Raw genomic sequence first — 15668 nt, 5'->3', positions numbered from 1 at the left:
GGAGGGACGTCCGTGCGGGTGCGACGGTTCCGACGTGACTCCCTCACCCGCCCCCTCACCCCGCCCGCAGCACCTCCACGCCCAGCCCCCTGAGCTGGGCGAGGACCGGGTCGGTGGGGTCGGCGTCCGTGATGAGGCCCGTGATCTTCTGCCAGGGCAGGACGCGGAAGCGGGAGGCGGTGCCGATCTTCTCGGAGGAGGCGAGGATGTAGGTCTCGGCGGCGCGGGAGGCGAGGGCGCGTTTCATGGCGGCCTCGTCCGCGTCCCCCGTCGTCAGGCCGACCTCGGGGTGCACGCCGGTGACGCCGAGGAGGCACAGGTCGGCGGTCACGTTCTGCGCGGCCTCGACGGCGGCGGCGCCGCAGGTGACGGCCGAGTGCTTGAAGAGACGGCCGCCGAGGAGGAAGAGTTCGGCGCGCGGGTGGTCGAGGAGCGCGGCGGCGATCGTGGGGCTGTGCGTGATGACCGTGCAGGGCAGCTCGTGCGGGAGCGCGCGGGCGAGCGCGAGCGCGGTCGTACCGCCGTCGAGGATGACCGCGCTCCCCGGGCGCACGAGCTTCGCGGCGAACGCGGCGACCTTCCGCTTGCCGTCCGGGGCGACGGCCTGCCGCGCGGTGTAACCGGCGACGGCGGGCGAGGCGGGCAGCGCGCCCCCGTACACCCGCTGGCACAGGCCCTCGGCGGCCAGGTCACGGAGGTCGCGGCGGACGCTGTCCTCGGAGATCCCCAGGTCGGCGGCGACGTCTTTGGCGATGATCTTGCCTTCGTTCGTCAGCAGACCGAGGAGGTGATCGCGGCGTTCAGCAGCAAGCATGCACATTCCCTCCTGTTCTTGCACGTTCTTGCGGGTAGTCTACCGCTCGTCCACCCCACCCGAACACCCCCAGGAGCCCACCGTGGCAGACCGCCCCGGCATCGAGATCCCCGACCACCGCGGCCGCACCGGCCTCGACCAGGCCGGGCGCGACCTCGACCGCAACCCGGACGTCGTGGTCGAGGACGTCGAGCTGACCTCGCAAGGGTGGCACGTCCTGCGCCGTACGAGATTCGCGTACCGCCGCCGCGACGGCCGCTGGCAGACGCAGGAACGCGAGACGTACGACAGGGGGGACGGCGCGGTGGTCCTGCCGTACGACCTCGCGCGCCAACGCGTCCTGCTGACACGCCAGTTCCGCTACCCGGCCTACGTGAACGGCCACCCGGACGGCATGCTGGTCGAGGCGGCGGCGGGCCTGCTCGACGCGGACAGCCCAGAGACGGCGATCCGCCGGGAGGCCGAGGAGGAACTCGGCGTCCGCCTCGGCCCCCTGACCCACGTCTGTGCCACGTACATGAGCCCCGGCTCGGTCACCGAACGCCTCCACTTCTACGCGGCCCCGTACACCCCCGCGGACCGCGTGACGCGGGGCGGCGGCGTCGAGGAGGAGGGCGAGGACATCGAAGTCCTCGAACTCCCCTTCACCGAGGCCCTGTCAATGATCCGCGACGGCCGCATAGCCGACGCCAAGACAGTGATGCTGCTGCACTGGGCGGCATTGGAGGGGCCGTTCCGGCACGACGGGACGAGGAGATGACGGAGCGACGAGGGGGACGGGGCAGGGGTGCCGGGGGGACCTGCTGAACGGGGCCGAGGCAAGCCGCGCGCTGGACCGGGCCCGGGAAGTGCCGGAACCTACACCGCGGCGCTCGGGTTGTTGCTCGCCACCGTCCCCGTGCCCTTGTCCAGCAGCCCCTGAGTCCCCCAGCCGCGCAGGTCGTTCGCGGTGATCCAGGTTCCCCGGCTGCCCGCCATCACGCCGATGGCGGCCTCCGCCGTGTCGCCCTCCCCCGGCCGGGAGACGTTCCCCTGGCACGAGACGCTCACCGCGTTGCCGCCGATCCGGATGGCGTAAGTGCCCGAGCCCGAGCCCGTGGCGTGGAATCGGTTGTCGTGCGCGGCGATGTCGGAGGACGCGAGCGCCAGCCCGTTGCGGCTCGCGCCCAGGACGGTGTTGTGCGCGAGGAGCACCCCCGTCGAGCCGGTGTCCACACCGATGCCGTCGCCGTCGATGTCCGTCACATGGTTCCCGGTGATCCGTGCGTGCGGTGATTCCTGGACCTGTATGCCCTGCGCGTTGCCGCCGGAGGGATGCCGTGTGACCACGACGGTGTTCGCGTCGATCACGGCGGCGTCCGTCCGCGACACGTAGATTCCCGTCTCTCCCCGGGTGTCGCGCACGGTGTTGCCGATCACGGAGATCGCGCTGTTGCGGCCGCTCTCCGTGTTGGAGACGACGATGCCCCCGCCCGTGCCCGCGCCCCGGACAATGTTGTCGCTCACCGTGATGTCCTCCAGCGGGTTGCCGGAACCGGAGCTCACGTAAATGCCGGTGACCTGGGGCGATTCGATGGTGTTGCCGGCGATCACGGACTGCTGCCAGTCGGTGGCGCGGATTCCGTACGCCCCACTCGACTCGACCCTGTTGCCGAGCACCCGGATGCCCCGGTGCAAGGGCCGCCGCCCCTCCGGTGCCGCAACGTAGTGGTCCCCGCACAGCGCGTCGTACGGCGCGGTCGTGGTGGAGGCCGTGTTGCGCACCGTGCAGCCGGAGATGAGCACGTCCTGGCACGGTGTTCCGTCGTACTGCGGCGCGGGCAGGTTGGCGGCGTGGGTCGCGCCGGTGATCTGGACAGCCTCATGACGGTTCGGCACCGCGGGCTCCCCGGGCGCGACCCACACGCCGTCGAACAGGCAGTCCTCGATCCGTACGCGTCGCACGGCGTTGAGTTCGATCGCGTGCGCCTCCGGCACGTCCAGGATCGTCACGTCCCGTACGACGAAACCCTCCGCATGGGTGAGGACGAAGGCGGGGCAGGTGGCATGGAAGCGGCTGCCCCGCATGTCCCACGTCCCGCCGAGCACGGTGATGCCGCCGTCGCCCTCGTACCCGGCCACCGGCCCCTCGCCCGTCGCATAGTTCCTCAGCAGCGAGGACGTGTCGCCGGTACGGAAGAGATGGGCGCCGTAGGCATGCACGGTCGTGCCGGGTCCGAGCCGCAGCGACTCGCTCAGCGGGTACGAGCCGGGCGGCACCAGCAACACCGCGCCTCCCACGCCCTCCCGGGCCGCGGTGAGCGCGGCGCGGAAGGCGGCGGTGTCGTCCGTGGAGCCATCGCCCACAGCCCCGAACTCGCGTACGTCGACAACGGAACCTCCCGGCTGGGCAGCGGTCGCGGGAGCCCCCGCAAGGACCTGCGCCGCCGTCAGGCCGCCGAGGAAGCCGCCGGTCGCCCTCATCCACGTACGTCTGTCCATGTGTCGGCTCCTGTCGGGCGGCAGTCATCGGTGGGCCAGGGCCGCGCGCACGTCGCGTCGCACGCCGTCCATGGCCGAACGTGATGTGATCATACGGTGATCAAGGGGTAAAGATTCAGCTCCCGCGGCCCCCGGGGGAATCTCACGGCCTCGCCCGCCGTCCCCTTCCCTCCTCACCGATAATCCTCCGCCACCCCCTTCTTCCCCCCGAACACCACGTCCCTGAAGTACGCGAAGCAGTCCGGGCGGCTGCCGTCCACGTCCGTCAGGTCGTAGGCGCTCGCGAGTTCGGCGCTCGACACCGACTTTCCCGACCAGCGGGGGCGGTTCGGGTCGGCCGCCAGGGCGGCGAGGCCGCGGGCGAGGTAGTGGGGGGTCTCGGCGATCGCGAAGTGCGGTTCCTGGGCGGTGGCCTCGCGCCAGTTCTCCTCCGTGACGCCGAAGAAGGAGAGCATCTGCTCCGAGCGCAGGAAGCCCGGACTCGTGCTGATCGCCGTGCCGTTGAAGGGGGCCAGCTCCTCGGAGAGGGCGAAGGCGATGCGGTGCGGGGTGGTCTTGGCGATGTCGAAGTACAGGTTGTCGCGGAACCGCTCGTTGACCTCCGTCGTGCCATCGGTGACCTCGATGTGCACGGGGCCGTCCGAGCGGATCAGGAGCGGGAGCGCGAGGCCCGCCGTGATGACGTGCGAGCGGACGCCGAGATCGAGCATGCGCAGCCCGTCCGCGAGCGGCGTCTCCCAGCTCTTCTTGCCGAACACATGCTTCACGACGAGGTGTTCGCCGCCCCACAGGTCGTTGACGAGGATGTCGAGCCGCCCGTGGTCCGCCTCGATCCGCGCGAAGAGCGCGCGAGCCTGCTCCTCGTCGAGATGGTCGGTCGGTACGGCGATCCCGGTTCCCCCGGCGGCGGTGACGAGTTCGCCGGTCTCCTCGATCGTCTCCTGCGGTCGCCCGACCTCGCTCGTGTGCGTACGGGTCGTGCGGCCCGTCACGTAGACGGTCGCCCCCGCCTCACCGAGCGCGAGCGCGATCGCCCTGCCGAGCCCGCGCGTCGCCCCGGCGACAAGAGCGATCCTGCCGGCGAGGGGCCGCTCCCCCGTCGCCGCCGACTGCTGCTGTTCCCGCGTGGTGTGGTCCATGCCGTCCATCGTGGACGCCCATCACGCCAGAACCTGTCACCTTTTCCGGGAACCGGCCCGTGTCCCGCACCGGTGGCCGTGCCGAGCGGCCGGGAGGGTCACCGGTAGCCGCCGGGAGGGCCACGGGGGACCGCTCCGCTCCCGGCGCTCCGGTGAGGCCTCCCCGGCGCTCCGGGGACCGCGGCCGGTCAGGACAGCGAGCTGAACCAGTCACGGACCGGCGCGCTCACGCCCGCGCCCGTACTGGTGAAGCGCCACAGGCCGTAGGTCCGGCGCCCGTCCGTGCCGAGCCCGTTGTCGTAGAGGACGCCGACGTCGGCCTTGCCGTCGCCGTCGAAGTCGGCGCCGAAGGGTACGGCCCGGCTCCACGTCCAGCTCGTGGCGCTCGTCCACACCTTCTTCGGGGCCGCGAGGCCGGAACCGCTGCTCGCGAAGGTCCACAACACCGTCTCCTGGAGACCGGTCGTCGCGTTCTTCCCGTTGTCGTAGAGCACCCCGGCATCGGCCTTGCCGTCGCCGTCGAAGTCGCCCGCCACCGGCTGGCTCGCCGCCCAGTCCCAGCTTCCCGTGCTCTGCCACACCCGCTGCGGGGCGGCCACTCCGGTGCTCGTGCCCGAGAAGGTCCACCAGGCGCTCCGGGGCGCCCCGTCGGCGCCCTTGCCGTTGTCGTAGAGGACGCCCACGTCGTCCTTGCCGTCACCGTCGAAGTCGCCCGCCGTGGACTTGATGTGGCTCCACGTCCAACTCGTGGCGCTCGTCCACACCTTCTTCGGGGCCGCGAAGCCGGAACCGGTGCTCCGGAAGTCCCAAAGCCCCGTCTCCTGAAGGCCGGTCGTCGCGTTCTTCCCGTAGTCGTAGAGCACCCCGACGTCGGCCTTGCCGTCGCCGTCGAAGTCGCCCGCGACCGGCTGGCTCGCCGCCCAGTTCCAGCTTCCCGTGCTCTGCCACAGCCGCTGCGGCTCCGCGAAGCCCTCGCCCGTGCTGGTGAGGGTCCACAGCGCGCTCTTGTACGTGCCGTCGGCGTTCCTGCCGTTGTCGTAGAAGACGCCGATGTCGTCCTTGCCGTCACCGTCGAAATCGCCGGAGACGAGCTTGACGTGGCTCCAGGTCCAACTGGACGCCTCGCTCTGCCAGACGACCCGCGGAGCCGAGAGGCGTTCGCCGTCGCTGTCGTGGAGCCACAGCGCGACGCGGCGCTTGCCGCTGACGCCGTCGAGACCGTAGTCGTACAGCACGGCGGCGTCGTCCTTGCCGTCGCCGTCGAAGTCGCCCCCGACCGGCAGCCCCTGCTGGGGCAGGGACGCGACCTGCTGGACCCAGGCGGTGATGTCGTCCAGGCGCGTCGACACCGCGCCCGTACGGGTCTCCGTAGGCTCGGACCCGTAGCAACCACCTTGCCAGGAACGGCTGTTGACGGCGACCAGCCGCAAAGTCCCGGCCACCTCGCGCAGCACGGGGCCGCCCGCGTCACCGGCGCAGACCGCCTCCGACGCGCTCGCGCCCTCGGTAGTCAGGTCAGGGCCGTCCACGGACTCCGTGACGCCGGAGGCGGTGTGGAGCGCGAGCGGCGCCCACTCCTCCCGCGTACGGCCGAAGCCCGCCGTGGTCAGCTTCTCCCCCGGCGCGGGCGGGGTGAGCGCCAGCGGGGCGGGCGCGATGCCCGTCGTCGGGGTGTCCAGGCGGGCCATGACGAGGTCGCGGTCGCTCCTGGGGACCAGCTCGACGACCTCGCGGACCTGTCCGGAGGTGGTGGAGAGATCGGTGCGCCCGATGGTCGCCGTGGTCTTCCACTTCGGCTTCCCCGCCGTCACGTGTCCGGGACTCCCCGCCAGGTCGTCCGCGAAGCACTGGGCCGAGGTCGCGAGCCACTGCGGGGCCACCAGGACCGCGGAGCAGGCCCGTTGGGTGTCGCCCAGGACGAGTCGAGCGGTGTAGGGGAGCGAGTCCTTCGCGGCGGGGCTCCCCGTGGTGGCGGCGGCCTGGACCCCCGCGAGCGAGGCCGCGACGAGGGTGCCGGCGAGAGCGGCACCCGTGAGTGCCATGGGTCTGGTGATGCGCACGTGAGCTGTCCCAGGGTCGAGGAACCATCGGCGGACGCCGGGTGGGGCCTCACGGCGCTCGGACGCCACCGGCGTGGCCCCCGACCCAGCCGTCACACCCGTCATGTTCGTGCACACAAAGAGCACACACAAGGCCCGCGGAGCTCACCTCGCGTCCACATCCCAGCGCCAAAACCACGCGCCCGTACGGAAACTGACACAGTCTCCGCAGGTCCTGGGATTCCCGGCAATGTCACGCTTCCCGCACCCGGGACCCCTCAGGACGGCGTCTTCGCCTCCTCCAGGAGCCGCCCGATCTCCTCCGTCTCCAGGAGCAGCGCCCCGCCCACGACGTTCAGCGCCTCGCGCTCGGCGGAGGTGTAGGGGCCGTCCGCGAGGGCGACGCGGGCGCCCTGGAGGAGGATCGAGGCACGGCCGAGTGCCGCGAGGTGGGGGGCGAGCGGGTCGAGGGACTCGTGCAGCTCTATGGCCAGCGTGAGCGCGGCGGTCTCGGCCTCGGCGGGGTCGTCGGGGCAGACCGGGGAGCCGGGGTCCTCGGCGAGGGCGCGCATGAGGGCGTACAGCTGATCGTCCTCGCAGTCGGTCCAGCCGGCCGCGCGGACGGTGGCGACGGCGGCGTCCATCGTGGAGCGCGAGGCGGTGCCGCTCGCCGCGAGCACCGCGACGACGACGGTGTGCACGGCGTCGCGCAGGAGCGCCCCGAAGCGGGCCGTCGTCGGGTGTTCGAGGGCTTCGACGCCGTACTCGGCGGTGCAGGAGCCGCACTCGACGACGGGTCCCGTGGTGCCGCGCGGGAGGAGCGGGACGCCGAGGAACGCGACGTACCTGCTCCCGGTCTTGCGCACGTAGGCTCGGTCGCCGCCGCAGTCGGGGCAGAAGAACTCGCCGTCGCTCTCGACGTTCCAGCGCGTCCGCAGCCGCAGCGGGCCGTAGCGGGCGGGCGGGGTGCGGTGTGGTCCGGTCCCCGCCCGCTGGTGACGGTCCTCGCCCCTGCCTCCGGCTCGTGCCACGGCGCACCTCCCTATTCGGCGCGCGTGCGTCCTCGCACCGCGCTCGTCCTGCCCACGGGCGAACCCGCTGTGCGTACGGGGACTGGGATGCCCCGCACGGTGGCGCCGGGTGTCCGACGCCTTGGCGTGATGTTAGCCACATCGCCGTGATGACGTCAGTACCCCGGCGTTACTCGGTCGATACCTGGCCGAGAGTGACCGCAGGCCCCGACAGGGGGTGAACCCCGCGGGGCCTGCGTGGTCATGACAGCGCGAACTCCCGCGCGGGGGGTGAGGCGTGGGGGAGGACGGTTGACGGCCGAGGGGGTGGGCGGCCGGGTGCCGGGCGTGTCGTACGGGAGCGGTCGGCGGCCCGAACGGCGCGCCCGGCGCGGGGGTGCGGGGAGTACGGGGAGATCGTCCCCGTACCGCCTCGGTCACCCCCGTACGGGCAAGTGCCTCAGCGGCCCGCGCGGTTGACCGCGGAGACGACCGCCTTGAGCGAGGCGCGCGTCGTGTTGGCGTCGATGCCGATGCCCCACAGGACGCGGTCGCCGACCGCGCACTCGATGTACGAGGCGGCCTGGGCGCTCGCGCCCTCGCTCAGCGTGTGCTCCTGGTAGTCGAGCAGGCGGGCGTCGATGCCGACGGCCTGGAGCGCGTCGAAGAACGCGGAGATCGGGCCGTTGCCGCTGCCGGTCAGTTCGGTGTCGACGCCGTCCACGACGGCCTGCACGGTGAGCTTGTCGAGACCGTTCTCGGTCTGCGCGGTGGTCTGCCCGGCGCGTACCTGCACCCGGCCCCACGGGTTGGCGGAGTTCGGCAGGTACTCGTCCTGGAAGACGTTCCAGATCTCGTCCGGGGTGACCTCGCCGCCCGCGGCGTCCGTGCGCGCCTGGATGATGCGCGAGAACTCGATCTGCATGCGGCGCGGCAGGTCCAGCTTGTGGTCGTTCTTGAGGACGTACGCGATCCCGCCCTTGCCGGACTGCGAGTTGACGCGGATGACGGCCTCGTAGGAGCGGCCCACGTCCTTCGGGTCGATGGGCAGGTACGGGACGGCCCACTCGACGTCGCCGACCTCCTTGCCCTCGGCGCGAGCCCGGTTCTCCAGCGCCTCGAAGCCCTTCTTGATGGCGTCCTGGTGGGAGCCGGAGAAGGCGGTGTAGACGAGGTCGCCCGCGTAGGGGTGGCGCGGGTGGACCTCCATCTGGTTGCAGTACTCGGCGGTGCGGCGGATCTCGTCGATGTCCGAGAAGTCGATCTGCGGGTCGACGCCCTGCGAGAAGAGGTTCATGCCCAGCGTCACCAGGTCCACGTTGCCGGTGCGCTCGCCCTGGCCGAACAGGCAGCCCTCGATACGGTCCGCGCCCGCCATGACGGCGAGTTCGGCGGCGGCGACGGCGGTGCCGCGGTCGTTGTGGGGGTGCGCGGAGAGCGAGACGTGCTCGCGGTGGGACAGGTGCCGGGACATCCACTCGAAGCGGTCGGCGTAGGTGGAGGGGGCCGAACGCTCCACGGTGGCGGGCAGGTTGAGGATGATCTCGCGGCCCGGGCCGGGCTGCCACACCTCCATGACCGCCTCGCAGACCTCCAGCGCGAAGTCCAGCTCGGTGTCGGTGAAGATCTCCGGCGAGTACTGGTAGCCGAAGACGGTCTCGGGGCCGAGCAGCTTCTCCGCGTACTCGATGACGTGGCGGGTGCCGTCGACGGCGATCTTCTTGATGTCGTCCTTGCTGCCCCGGAAGACGACCTCGCGGAAGACGGGCGCGGTCGCGTTGTACAGGTGGACGTTGGCGCGGCGGGCGCCGACGAGGGACTCGACGGTCCGCTCGATCAGCTCCTCGCGGGCCTGCGTCAGCACCGAGATCGTGACGTCCTCGGGGATCGCCTCGGGGTCCTCGATGATGGAGCGCACGAAGTCGAAGTCCGTCTGCCCGGAGGAGGGGAAGCCGACCTCGATCTCCTTGTAGCCCATGCGTACGAGCAGGTCGAACATCTCGCGCTTGCGGGCGGGCGACATGGGGTCGATCAGGGCCTGGTTGCCGTCGCGCAGGTCGGTGGAGAGCCAGCGGGGCGCCTTGGTGATCCGCTTGCCGGGCCACGTGCGGTCGGGGATCTCCACCTGCTCGTAGCGGCCGTAGCGGTGGAAGGGCATCCCGGAGGGAGCCTGGAGGTGGGCGGTGTTGCCGAGGGGCTTTTGTCCGGAGCCGTCCTGCTGCGCGGGAACGGTGGCGGTGGGCTCGCTGGTGGTCATGTGCGTGGGCTCCTCTGAAGTCCGCTGAGGCTGAGGTGGCCGACGGGGCGGAAAAACCGCAACACCTCACTCCGCGGGGAGGGGGTCGGCCTACGACTACAGACCCTCGCCGCGGCAGCTAAGAAGAAGCAGCCCGAAACGCATGATGCTCCGCACCTTAGCCGAGTCCCGCGAGGCACGAGACCCCGTATCACCATGCGGGACGAGGCATGACTCCATCGTCCGGCTCCGTCGGTCCCATTATCAGCTGTCGGGTCGGCGACGATCTAAACCTCCGCACGTGATATGTCCCTCGTACGTACGAAAGTCCCCCACAGTTCGTGACAGTGCGCATGTATGGGGTAACCGTGTGTGTATGAACACACACCTGCACCTTCCGCACCACACCTTCTGCACCATCGTCCCGCCGCACCTGCTCGACCACCTCGCGCGGGCGGGCCACGCCACCGCGCGACGCACCCTCGACGAGGACGCGGGCCGCCGCCACCAGCGGCGGCAGACGGCGCTCGCGCTCACGCTCGCCGCCCCGGCCGGCGACCCGACCGGCTCCGAGACCCCCGACCGCACCATCTACGACGCCCGGCACGGCATCCGTCTGCCCGGACACAAGGTCCGCGCCGAGGGCCAGGAGCCGACGCGCGACGCGAGCGTGAACCGCGCGTACGCGGGGCTCGGGGCGACCTTCGACCTCTACCGCAAGGTCTTCGGCCGCGACTCCATCGACGGGCGCGGTCTGCCGCTCCACGCGAGCGTCCACTACGACCGCGAGTACAACAACGCCTTCTGGGACGGCGACCAGATGGTCTTCGGCGACGGGGACGGCGAGATCTTCCTCGACTTCACGCTCCCGGTCGACGTCATCGGCCACGAACTGACCCACGGCGTCACGCAGCACACGGCGAACCTGGCGTACCAGGACCAGGCGGGCGCGCTCAACGAGTCGATCTCGGACGTCTTCGGCTCCCTCGTCAAGCAGTACGCGAAGCAGCAGCGCGCCGAGGACGCGGACTGGCTCATCGGCGACGAACTCCTCGCCCCGGATGTCGAGGGCAGCGCGCTGCGCTCGATGAAGGCACCGGGCACCGCGTACGACGACGACGTGCTCGGCAAGGACCCGCAGCCCGCCTCGATGGACGACTACGTGGACACCGAGGAGGACAACGGCGGCGTCCACATCAACTCGGGCATCCCCAACCGCGCCTTCTACCTCCTCGCCACCTCCCTCGGCGGCTACGCGTGGGAGCGTGCCGGGCGCATCTGGTTCGACGTGCTCACGGGCGGCGAGCTGTCGTCGACGGCGGACTTCGCCGAGTTCGCGGCGCTCACGAGCACGGCGGCGGACGGCGCGGACGAGAAGGAGGCGGTCACGAAGGCGTGGTCGGAGGTGGGGGTGTCCCTGTCGTGAGCGGGGGTTTCACGCGCAGCGCACGGTGCTCGGCAGGGCGGACGGGGTAGGCGCATGGGTATGCGTATCGAGGTGACACGGACGGGCGGCTTCGCGGGCGGACGGCGTACGGGGGTGATCGACACCGACAGCGCGCAGGGCGCGGCGGACGCGCCCCAATGGCACTCACTCGCCGAACAGGCCCTGCGCGAAGGTGCCGCCGAACCGCCGAGCGGCGTCCCCGACGGCTTCCGCTACACACTCACCGTCGACGGCCGTACGGTGCACGCGGCCGATCCGCGGCTGGGCGAGGCGCAACGGGAGCTGTTCCGGAGGGTGCTCAAGGAAGGGGCGTAGGAGCGGTGCGGGCGACGGTGTGAGCGGGCCGCCCGTCCCGCGGACGCGAGAGCGGGAGCACGGCAGGTGCCGTACTCCCGCTCCACCTCGGCCGAGGTGGTCACCCGTCGCTCAAGCGGCGGGCGTCAGACGGTTCAGGAGAACATCGTCTTGTAGATGTGGTACCCGTGACCGATCTTGACCTTGGTCGCGTAGGGCGCGGAGGCGTTGCCGGTGCCCGTGTACAGGTACAGATCACCCTTGGTGTCACGGGCGATCAGGTCGGCCGTGCCGTCGAGGTCCACGTCACCGGCGCCGACGAGCGCGTTGTACGTGTTCCAGCCCTTGCCGATCTTGGTGCGGGCGGCGAAGGGCGCCTTGTAGTTGCCGGTGCCCTTGTAGAGCCACAGCACGCCGTCCTTGTCACGGGCGACGATGTCGGCCTTGCCGTCACCGGTGAGGTCGCCGTGCCCGGCGATCTGGGTGTAGACGCCCCAGCCGCCGCCGACGCGGTACCGGCCGGTCACCCTGCCGTCGCCGAAGCCCAGGTACACCCACAGCACACCGGACTTGTCCCGGCCGAGCACGTCGGAGCCGATGGCTCCGCCGAGGTTGCCCGGCGAGAAGAGGGTGTCGTAGATGTTCCAGCCGTGGCCCACGTAGCCGTCCTGGTAGGAACTCCACATGTAGCCGTCGGTGTCCCAGATCCACGAGCCGTCGACGAGGTCGTCGCCGTCGTCGTCGACCGCGACACCGGTCTTCACACCCGTGAAGTCTCCCAGCGACTCGCGGGTGTCGAGCCCGCCGTTGCCGTCGAGCCCGTAGTACCAGGCCTCGTTCTTCTTGTCGATGCCGACCATGCCGAGCAGCGGCGCGGCACCGATCGTCTGCGTCGAGAGGGCGCGGGCCTTCGGGGACGCCTTCCGCGCTCCCTGGGGCGTGGCCTTCTGGGTGGCGCCGGCCACCGCGCCGGCCGCCTTCCGCGCGGCGGGCGCCGGGGCCTGGTCGGCCACCGCCGTCCCGGCCGTCGCGGTGACGAGGGCGGCGGCTATCGCGGCGACCGCGAAGCGACCGAGCTTCTTCTTTCCCCTGTCGAGGGAGGATTTGGCCACGTAGGACTCCTCTGTGATGAATGACCTCGGTGGGGCCGCGAGGAGATTCCGTGCCTCCGGAATGCCGGAAAGTTCAGTCACCCCGTACGTCACGAGCTCTCGGGAAGGTCACAGAAACCTCACAAGCCCCTGGAGATACTGACACGAAATATTCGGGAGTCAACACGTTTCCGTTCACCGCGGATTAACTCGGCACGATCTGAATACCCGTTTGGTACCGATCAGTTGACAACTTTTTCAGGTTTCGTGAGTCGTACATCGGACCGCGGAACGGGCCGGGTGCCGGAAGCCGCCCGCGAGGGGCAAGAATGCGGCGTATGGCCGCCGCTCCTGTCCGCCGTACCCACGCCACCGATCCCGTTCTCGCCCGCGTCGAGTGGTTCCATGAGACGGTCGCGCGCGAGTTCAGCCGCGTCCGGGAGCGGTACGGGCCGTTCGTCCTGCACCTGCAACCCTGGCAGGGCCCCTTCCCCGCGCGCCCGCACCCGGCGGAGCGCGGGCGGACCTTCACGGCGGCGGAGGTACGGGACCTGCTGCGCACCCAGCGGGAACGACAGGCGCCGCGCGGCCTGGAGTGGCTGGCGGAGACGGCGCCGGCGCTGCGGGGCGCCTGTGAGGAGGCGGGCCTGGTCGTACGGGAGCACCCGGTGCTGCTCATCGATCCCTGCGGGGAGGGTGCCCGGGAGGCGTCGCCCGCTCCGGGTCCGCCGCCCGCCGCCGAGCTCCTCGCGTCGAACGACTGGCGCGTCGAGTACGCGATCGCCGTCGCGCACGTCGGCTTCACGTACCCGGGCACGGACCGGGGCCCGGAGGGTCGCGCCTCCGTCGCCGAACTCCTCGCCTCGGGCGAGTTGCGCCGCGAGGCCGCCGAGGCGGCCCGCCGCATCCACGCGGGCACCCGCGCCCTCGCGATCGCCGAGACCTGGGAAGGCCCCGTGGCCACGGGCCAGTTCAACACCCTGGACGACCTCGCCGAGATCATCGCCGTCGCCACCCTGCCCGAGGCACGCCGCAGAGGCCACGCCTCGGCCGTGCTCCGCACCCTGATCGCGGAGGCCCGCTCCCGCCGCCTGCGCACGATGTTCCTCACGGCGGCGGACGAGGAGGTGGCCCGGATCTACGAAGGGGTGGGGTTCCGGCGGCTGGCGACACTGCTGGAGGCGGTGGAGGCGGGAGTGGGACGGGGGGCGTGACGGGGCGGGGTTACGGCGGGCGTGACGGGCGGCGGTGGGGCTTTCGGGGCGGTGGGGCTTAGGGGGCCTTTTGGGGCGGTGGGCCTTTTGGGGCGGGGCGGTGGGCCATGCGGGCGGTGCGCCGTGGGGGCGGCGCACCTCGGGAGCGGCGCACCTCGGGAGCGGCGCACCTCGGGGGCGGTGCGCCTCGGGGGCGGTGGGCCGTGCGGGTGGTGCGCCGTGGGGGCGGCGCACCTCGGGGGCGGTGGGCCCATGGCGGGGCACTCGGAGCCCTAAGTGCCAGCAGGCAGCTCAGAGCCCTGCGCGCGAGTGAGTGAGCGCACACCCACCCGCAGAGCTTCGCGCACAATCACCCACTCCTTCGAGTGAGTGTTTTTCTGGGTGCGGCGAAGTTATCCACAGATTCGCCGAGATGGTCGGGACCGGCTTGCGGCATCCGGAAGAATTGATCACAGCGGGTGGCCCACCTCCCCTTTGGGAGGGTGGGGTCTGTGCCCACGCCCGCCGAAGCAGGCCGACACCACCCCGCCCCCCCACCCCCGGCGAGCCACAACGCCTCACCCCGCCGAGCCCCCTAGAACCCCGGCCCCTCAGCCCTCAGAACACCGGACCCTCAGCCCTCAGCCCCCAGCCCCCAGCCCCCAGCCCCCAGCCCCCAGCCCCCAGCCCCCAGCACACCGAACCCCCGCCCCCCAACCCCCTAAAACCCCAGCCGCCGCAGCTGCTTCGGGTCGCGCTGCCAGTCCTTGGCGATCTTCACGTGCAGGTCCAGGAAGACCGGCGTGCCGAGCAGCGCCTCGATCTGGCGGCGCGACTTCGTGCCCACGTCCTTGAGGCGCTGGCCCTTCGGGCCGATGACGATGCCCTTCTGGCTGGAGCGCTCGATGAAGAGGTTCGCGTGGATGTCGAGCAGTGGCTTGTCGGCCGGGCGGCCCTCGCGCGGATTCATCTCCTCGACGACGACCGCGATCGAGTGCGGAAGCTCGTCCCGTACCCCTTCGAGCGCCGCCTCGCGGATCAGCTCGGCGACCATGACCTGCTCGGGCTCGTCGGTGAGGTCGCCCTCCGGGTAGAGCTGCGGGCTCTCGGGGAGGAGCGGGACGAGGAGGTCGGCGAGGAGCGAGACCTGCTTGCCCTCGACGGCGGAGACGGGCACGATCTCGGCCCACTCGAAGCCCAGCTCACGGCCGAGCGCGTCGATCGCCATGAGCTGCTCGGCGAGCCGCTTGCTGTCGACGAGGTCCGTCTTCGTGACGATCGCGACCTTCGGGGTCCGCTTGATCCCGGCGAGTTCCTTGGCGATGAAACGGTCACCGGGGCCGATCTTCTGGTCGGCGGGGAGGCAGAAACCGATCACGTCGACCTCGGCCCACGTGGCCCGGACGACATCGTTGAGCCGCTCCCCGAGAAGCGTGCGCGGCTTGTGCAGCCCAGGGGTGTCGACCAGGATCAGCTGCGCCTCGGGGCGGTGCACGATGCCGCGCACGGTGTGCCGCGTGGTCTGCGGGCGGTTCGAGGTGATGGCGACCTTCTGCCCCACCAGTGCGTTGGTCAGGGTCGACTTCCCCGCGTTGGGACGGCCGACGAAGCACGCGAAACCCGCGCGGTGCGGGGCGGCGGGGGCGGTGGAGGGTTCGCTCATACGGGCCATTCTCCCCGATCCGCCGAGCGCCGCCGACCCGGGCCGCCGCGCACCCCTCGGCGGAGCCGCCCCGCCACGCCCGGCGAGCCCCCGGGCACACCACCCGATCCACCCACCGGCCCCGGGCCCACCACCCGCTCCACCCCGGCGGCCCCCGGCGCACGCACCACCCGCTCACCCCGCCGCACCCCCGGACGCACCACCCCGGCCCCGCCCCCGAGCCCCCGCGCACCACCCCGCCCCCGGGGACCCCCGCGCACC

General features: G+C 71.6%; 12 protein-coding genes. 4 read left to right on the top strand and 8 right to left on the bottom strand.

The window, feature by feature from the left end:
* Positions 1-55 precede the first annotated feature (55 nt).
* The gene (locus ACIP4O_RS07845; protein WP_401572765.1) at positions 56-814 is read right to left on the bottom strand and encodes a DeoR/GlpR family DNA-binding transcription regulator; all 759 of its coding nucleotides are present in this window, start codon (positions 812-814) and stop codon (positions 56-58) included.
* 82 nt (positions 815-896) lie between these two features.
* Here ACIP4O_RS07845 and ACIP4O_RS07840 point away from each other — a divergent pair, with 82 nt between their 5' ends.
* Positions 897-1574, top strand: a complete 678-nt coding sequence (locus ACIP4O_RS07840) for an NUDIX domain-containing protein (protein WP_401572764.1) — start codon at positions 897-899, stop codon at positions 1572-1574.
* A 98-nt stretch (positions 1575-1672) separates the two neighbouring features.
* On the opposite strand, the gene ACIP4O_RS07835 is transcribed toward ACIP4O_RS07840, so the two are convergent.
* The 5 genes from ACIP4O_RS07835 to leuA form a co-directional block, all read right to left on the bottom strand.
* Positions 1673-3295, bottom strand: coding sequence for a right-handed parallel beta-helix repeat-containing protein (locus ACIP4O_RS07835; RefSeq protein ID WP_401572762.1), 1623 nt, complete (start codon positions 3293-3295; stop codon positions 1673-1675).
* A 173-nt stretch (positions 3296-3468) separates the two neighbouring features.
* Positions 3469-4443, bottom strand: a complete 975-nt coding sequence (locus ACIP4O_RS07830; RefSeq protein WP_401572760.1) for an SDR family oxidoreductase — start codon at positions 4441-4443, stop codon at positions 3469-3471.
* Positions 4444-4622: 179 nt separating this feature from the next.
* On the bottom strand, positions 4623-6476 hold the full coding sequence (locus ACIP4O_RS07825; protein WP_401572759.1) for an FG-GAP-like repeat-containing protein: 1854 nt from the start codon (positions 6474-6476) through the stop codon (positions 4623-4625).
* A gap of 275 nt (positions 6477-6751) precedes the next feature.
* A complete protein-coding gene (locus ACIP4O_RS07820) occupies positions 6752-7504 on the bottom strand; it encodes a TerB family tellurite resistance protein (protein ID WP_401572757.1) in 753 nt (250 codons plus the stop codon).
* A 439-nt stretch (positions 7505-7943) separates the two neighbouring features.
* On the bottom strand, positions 7944-9641 hold the full coding sequence (leuA, locus tag ACIP4O_RS07815) for a 2-isopropylmalate synthase (protein WP_401573881.1): 1698 nt from the start codon (positions 9639-9641) through the stop codon (positions 7944-7946).
* Positions 9642-10095: 454 nt separating this feature from the next.
* Here leuA and ACIP4O_RS07810 point away from each other — a divergent pair, with 454 nt between their 5' ends.
* Together ACIP4O_RS07810 and ACIP4O_RS07805 are read left to right on the top strand one after the other, a co-directional pair.
* Positions 10096-11145, top strand: coding sequence for a M4 family metallopeptidase (locus ACIP4O_RS07810; RefSeq protein WP_401572755.1), 1050 nt, complete (start codon positions 10096-10098; stop codon positions 11143-11145).
* A gap of 60 nt (positions 11146-11205) precedes the next feature.
* Complete coding sequence (locus ACIP4O_RS07805) at positions 11206-11481, top strand: protealysin inhibitor emfourin (protein ID WP_164282509.1); 276 nt, start codon at positions 11206-11208, stop codon at positions 11479-11481.
* 134 nt (positions 11482-11615) lie between these two features.
* Here ACIP4O_RS07805 and ACIP4O_RS07800 read toward each other — a convergent pair whose 3' ends face one another.
* Positions 11616-12572: an FG-GAP repeat domain-containing protein gene (locus ACIP4O_RS07800; protein WP_401572753.1), complete on the bottom strand. Its 957-nt coding sequence runs from the start codon at positions 12570-12572 to the stop codon at positions 11616-11618.
* 317 nt (positions 12573-12889) lie between these two features.
* Between ACIP4O_RS07800 and ACIP4O_RS07795 the strand changes: the two genes are divergently transcribed.
* The gene (locus ACIP4O_RS07795) at positions 12890-13765 is read left to right on the top strand and encodes a GNAT family N-acetyltransferase (RefSeq protein ID WP_401572751.1); all 876 of its coding nucleotides are present in this window, start codon (positions 12890-12892) and stop codon (positions 13763-13765) included.
* Positions 13766-14465: 700 nt separating this feature from the next.
* On the opposite strand, the gene era is transcribed toward ACIP4O_RS07795, so the two are convergent.
* Positions 14466-15416 carry a GTPase Era gene (gene era, locus ACIP4O_RS07790; RefSeq protein WP_007827198.1) on the bottom strand — a complete coding sequence of 317 codons (951 nt, stop codon included), beginning with the start codon at positions 15414-15416 and terminating at the stop codon, positions 14466-14468.
* Positions 15417-15668 lie beyond the last annotated feature (252 nt).

This window comes from Streptomyces sp. NPDC088923 (assembly GCF_044749745.1).
GTDB lineage: Bacteria > Actinomycetota > Actinomycetes > Streptomycetales > Streptomycetaceae > Streptomyces.
This window is presented reverse-complemented; position numbering and strand designations above follow the sequence as displayed.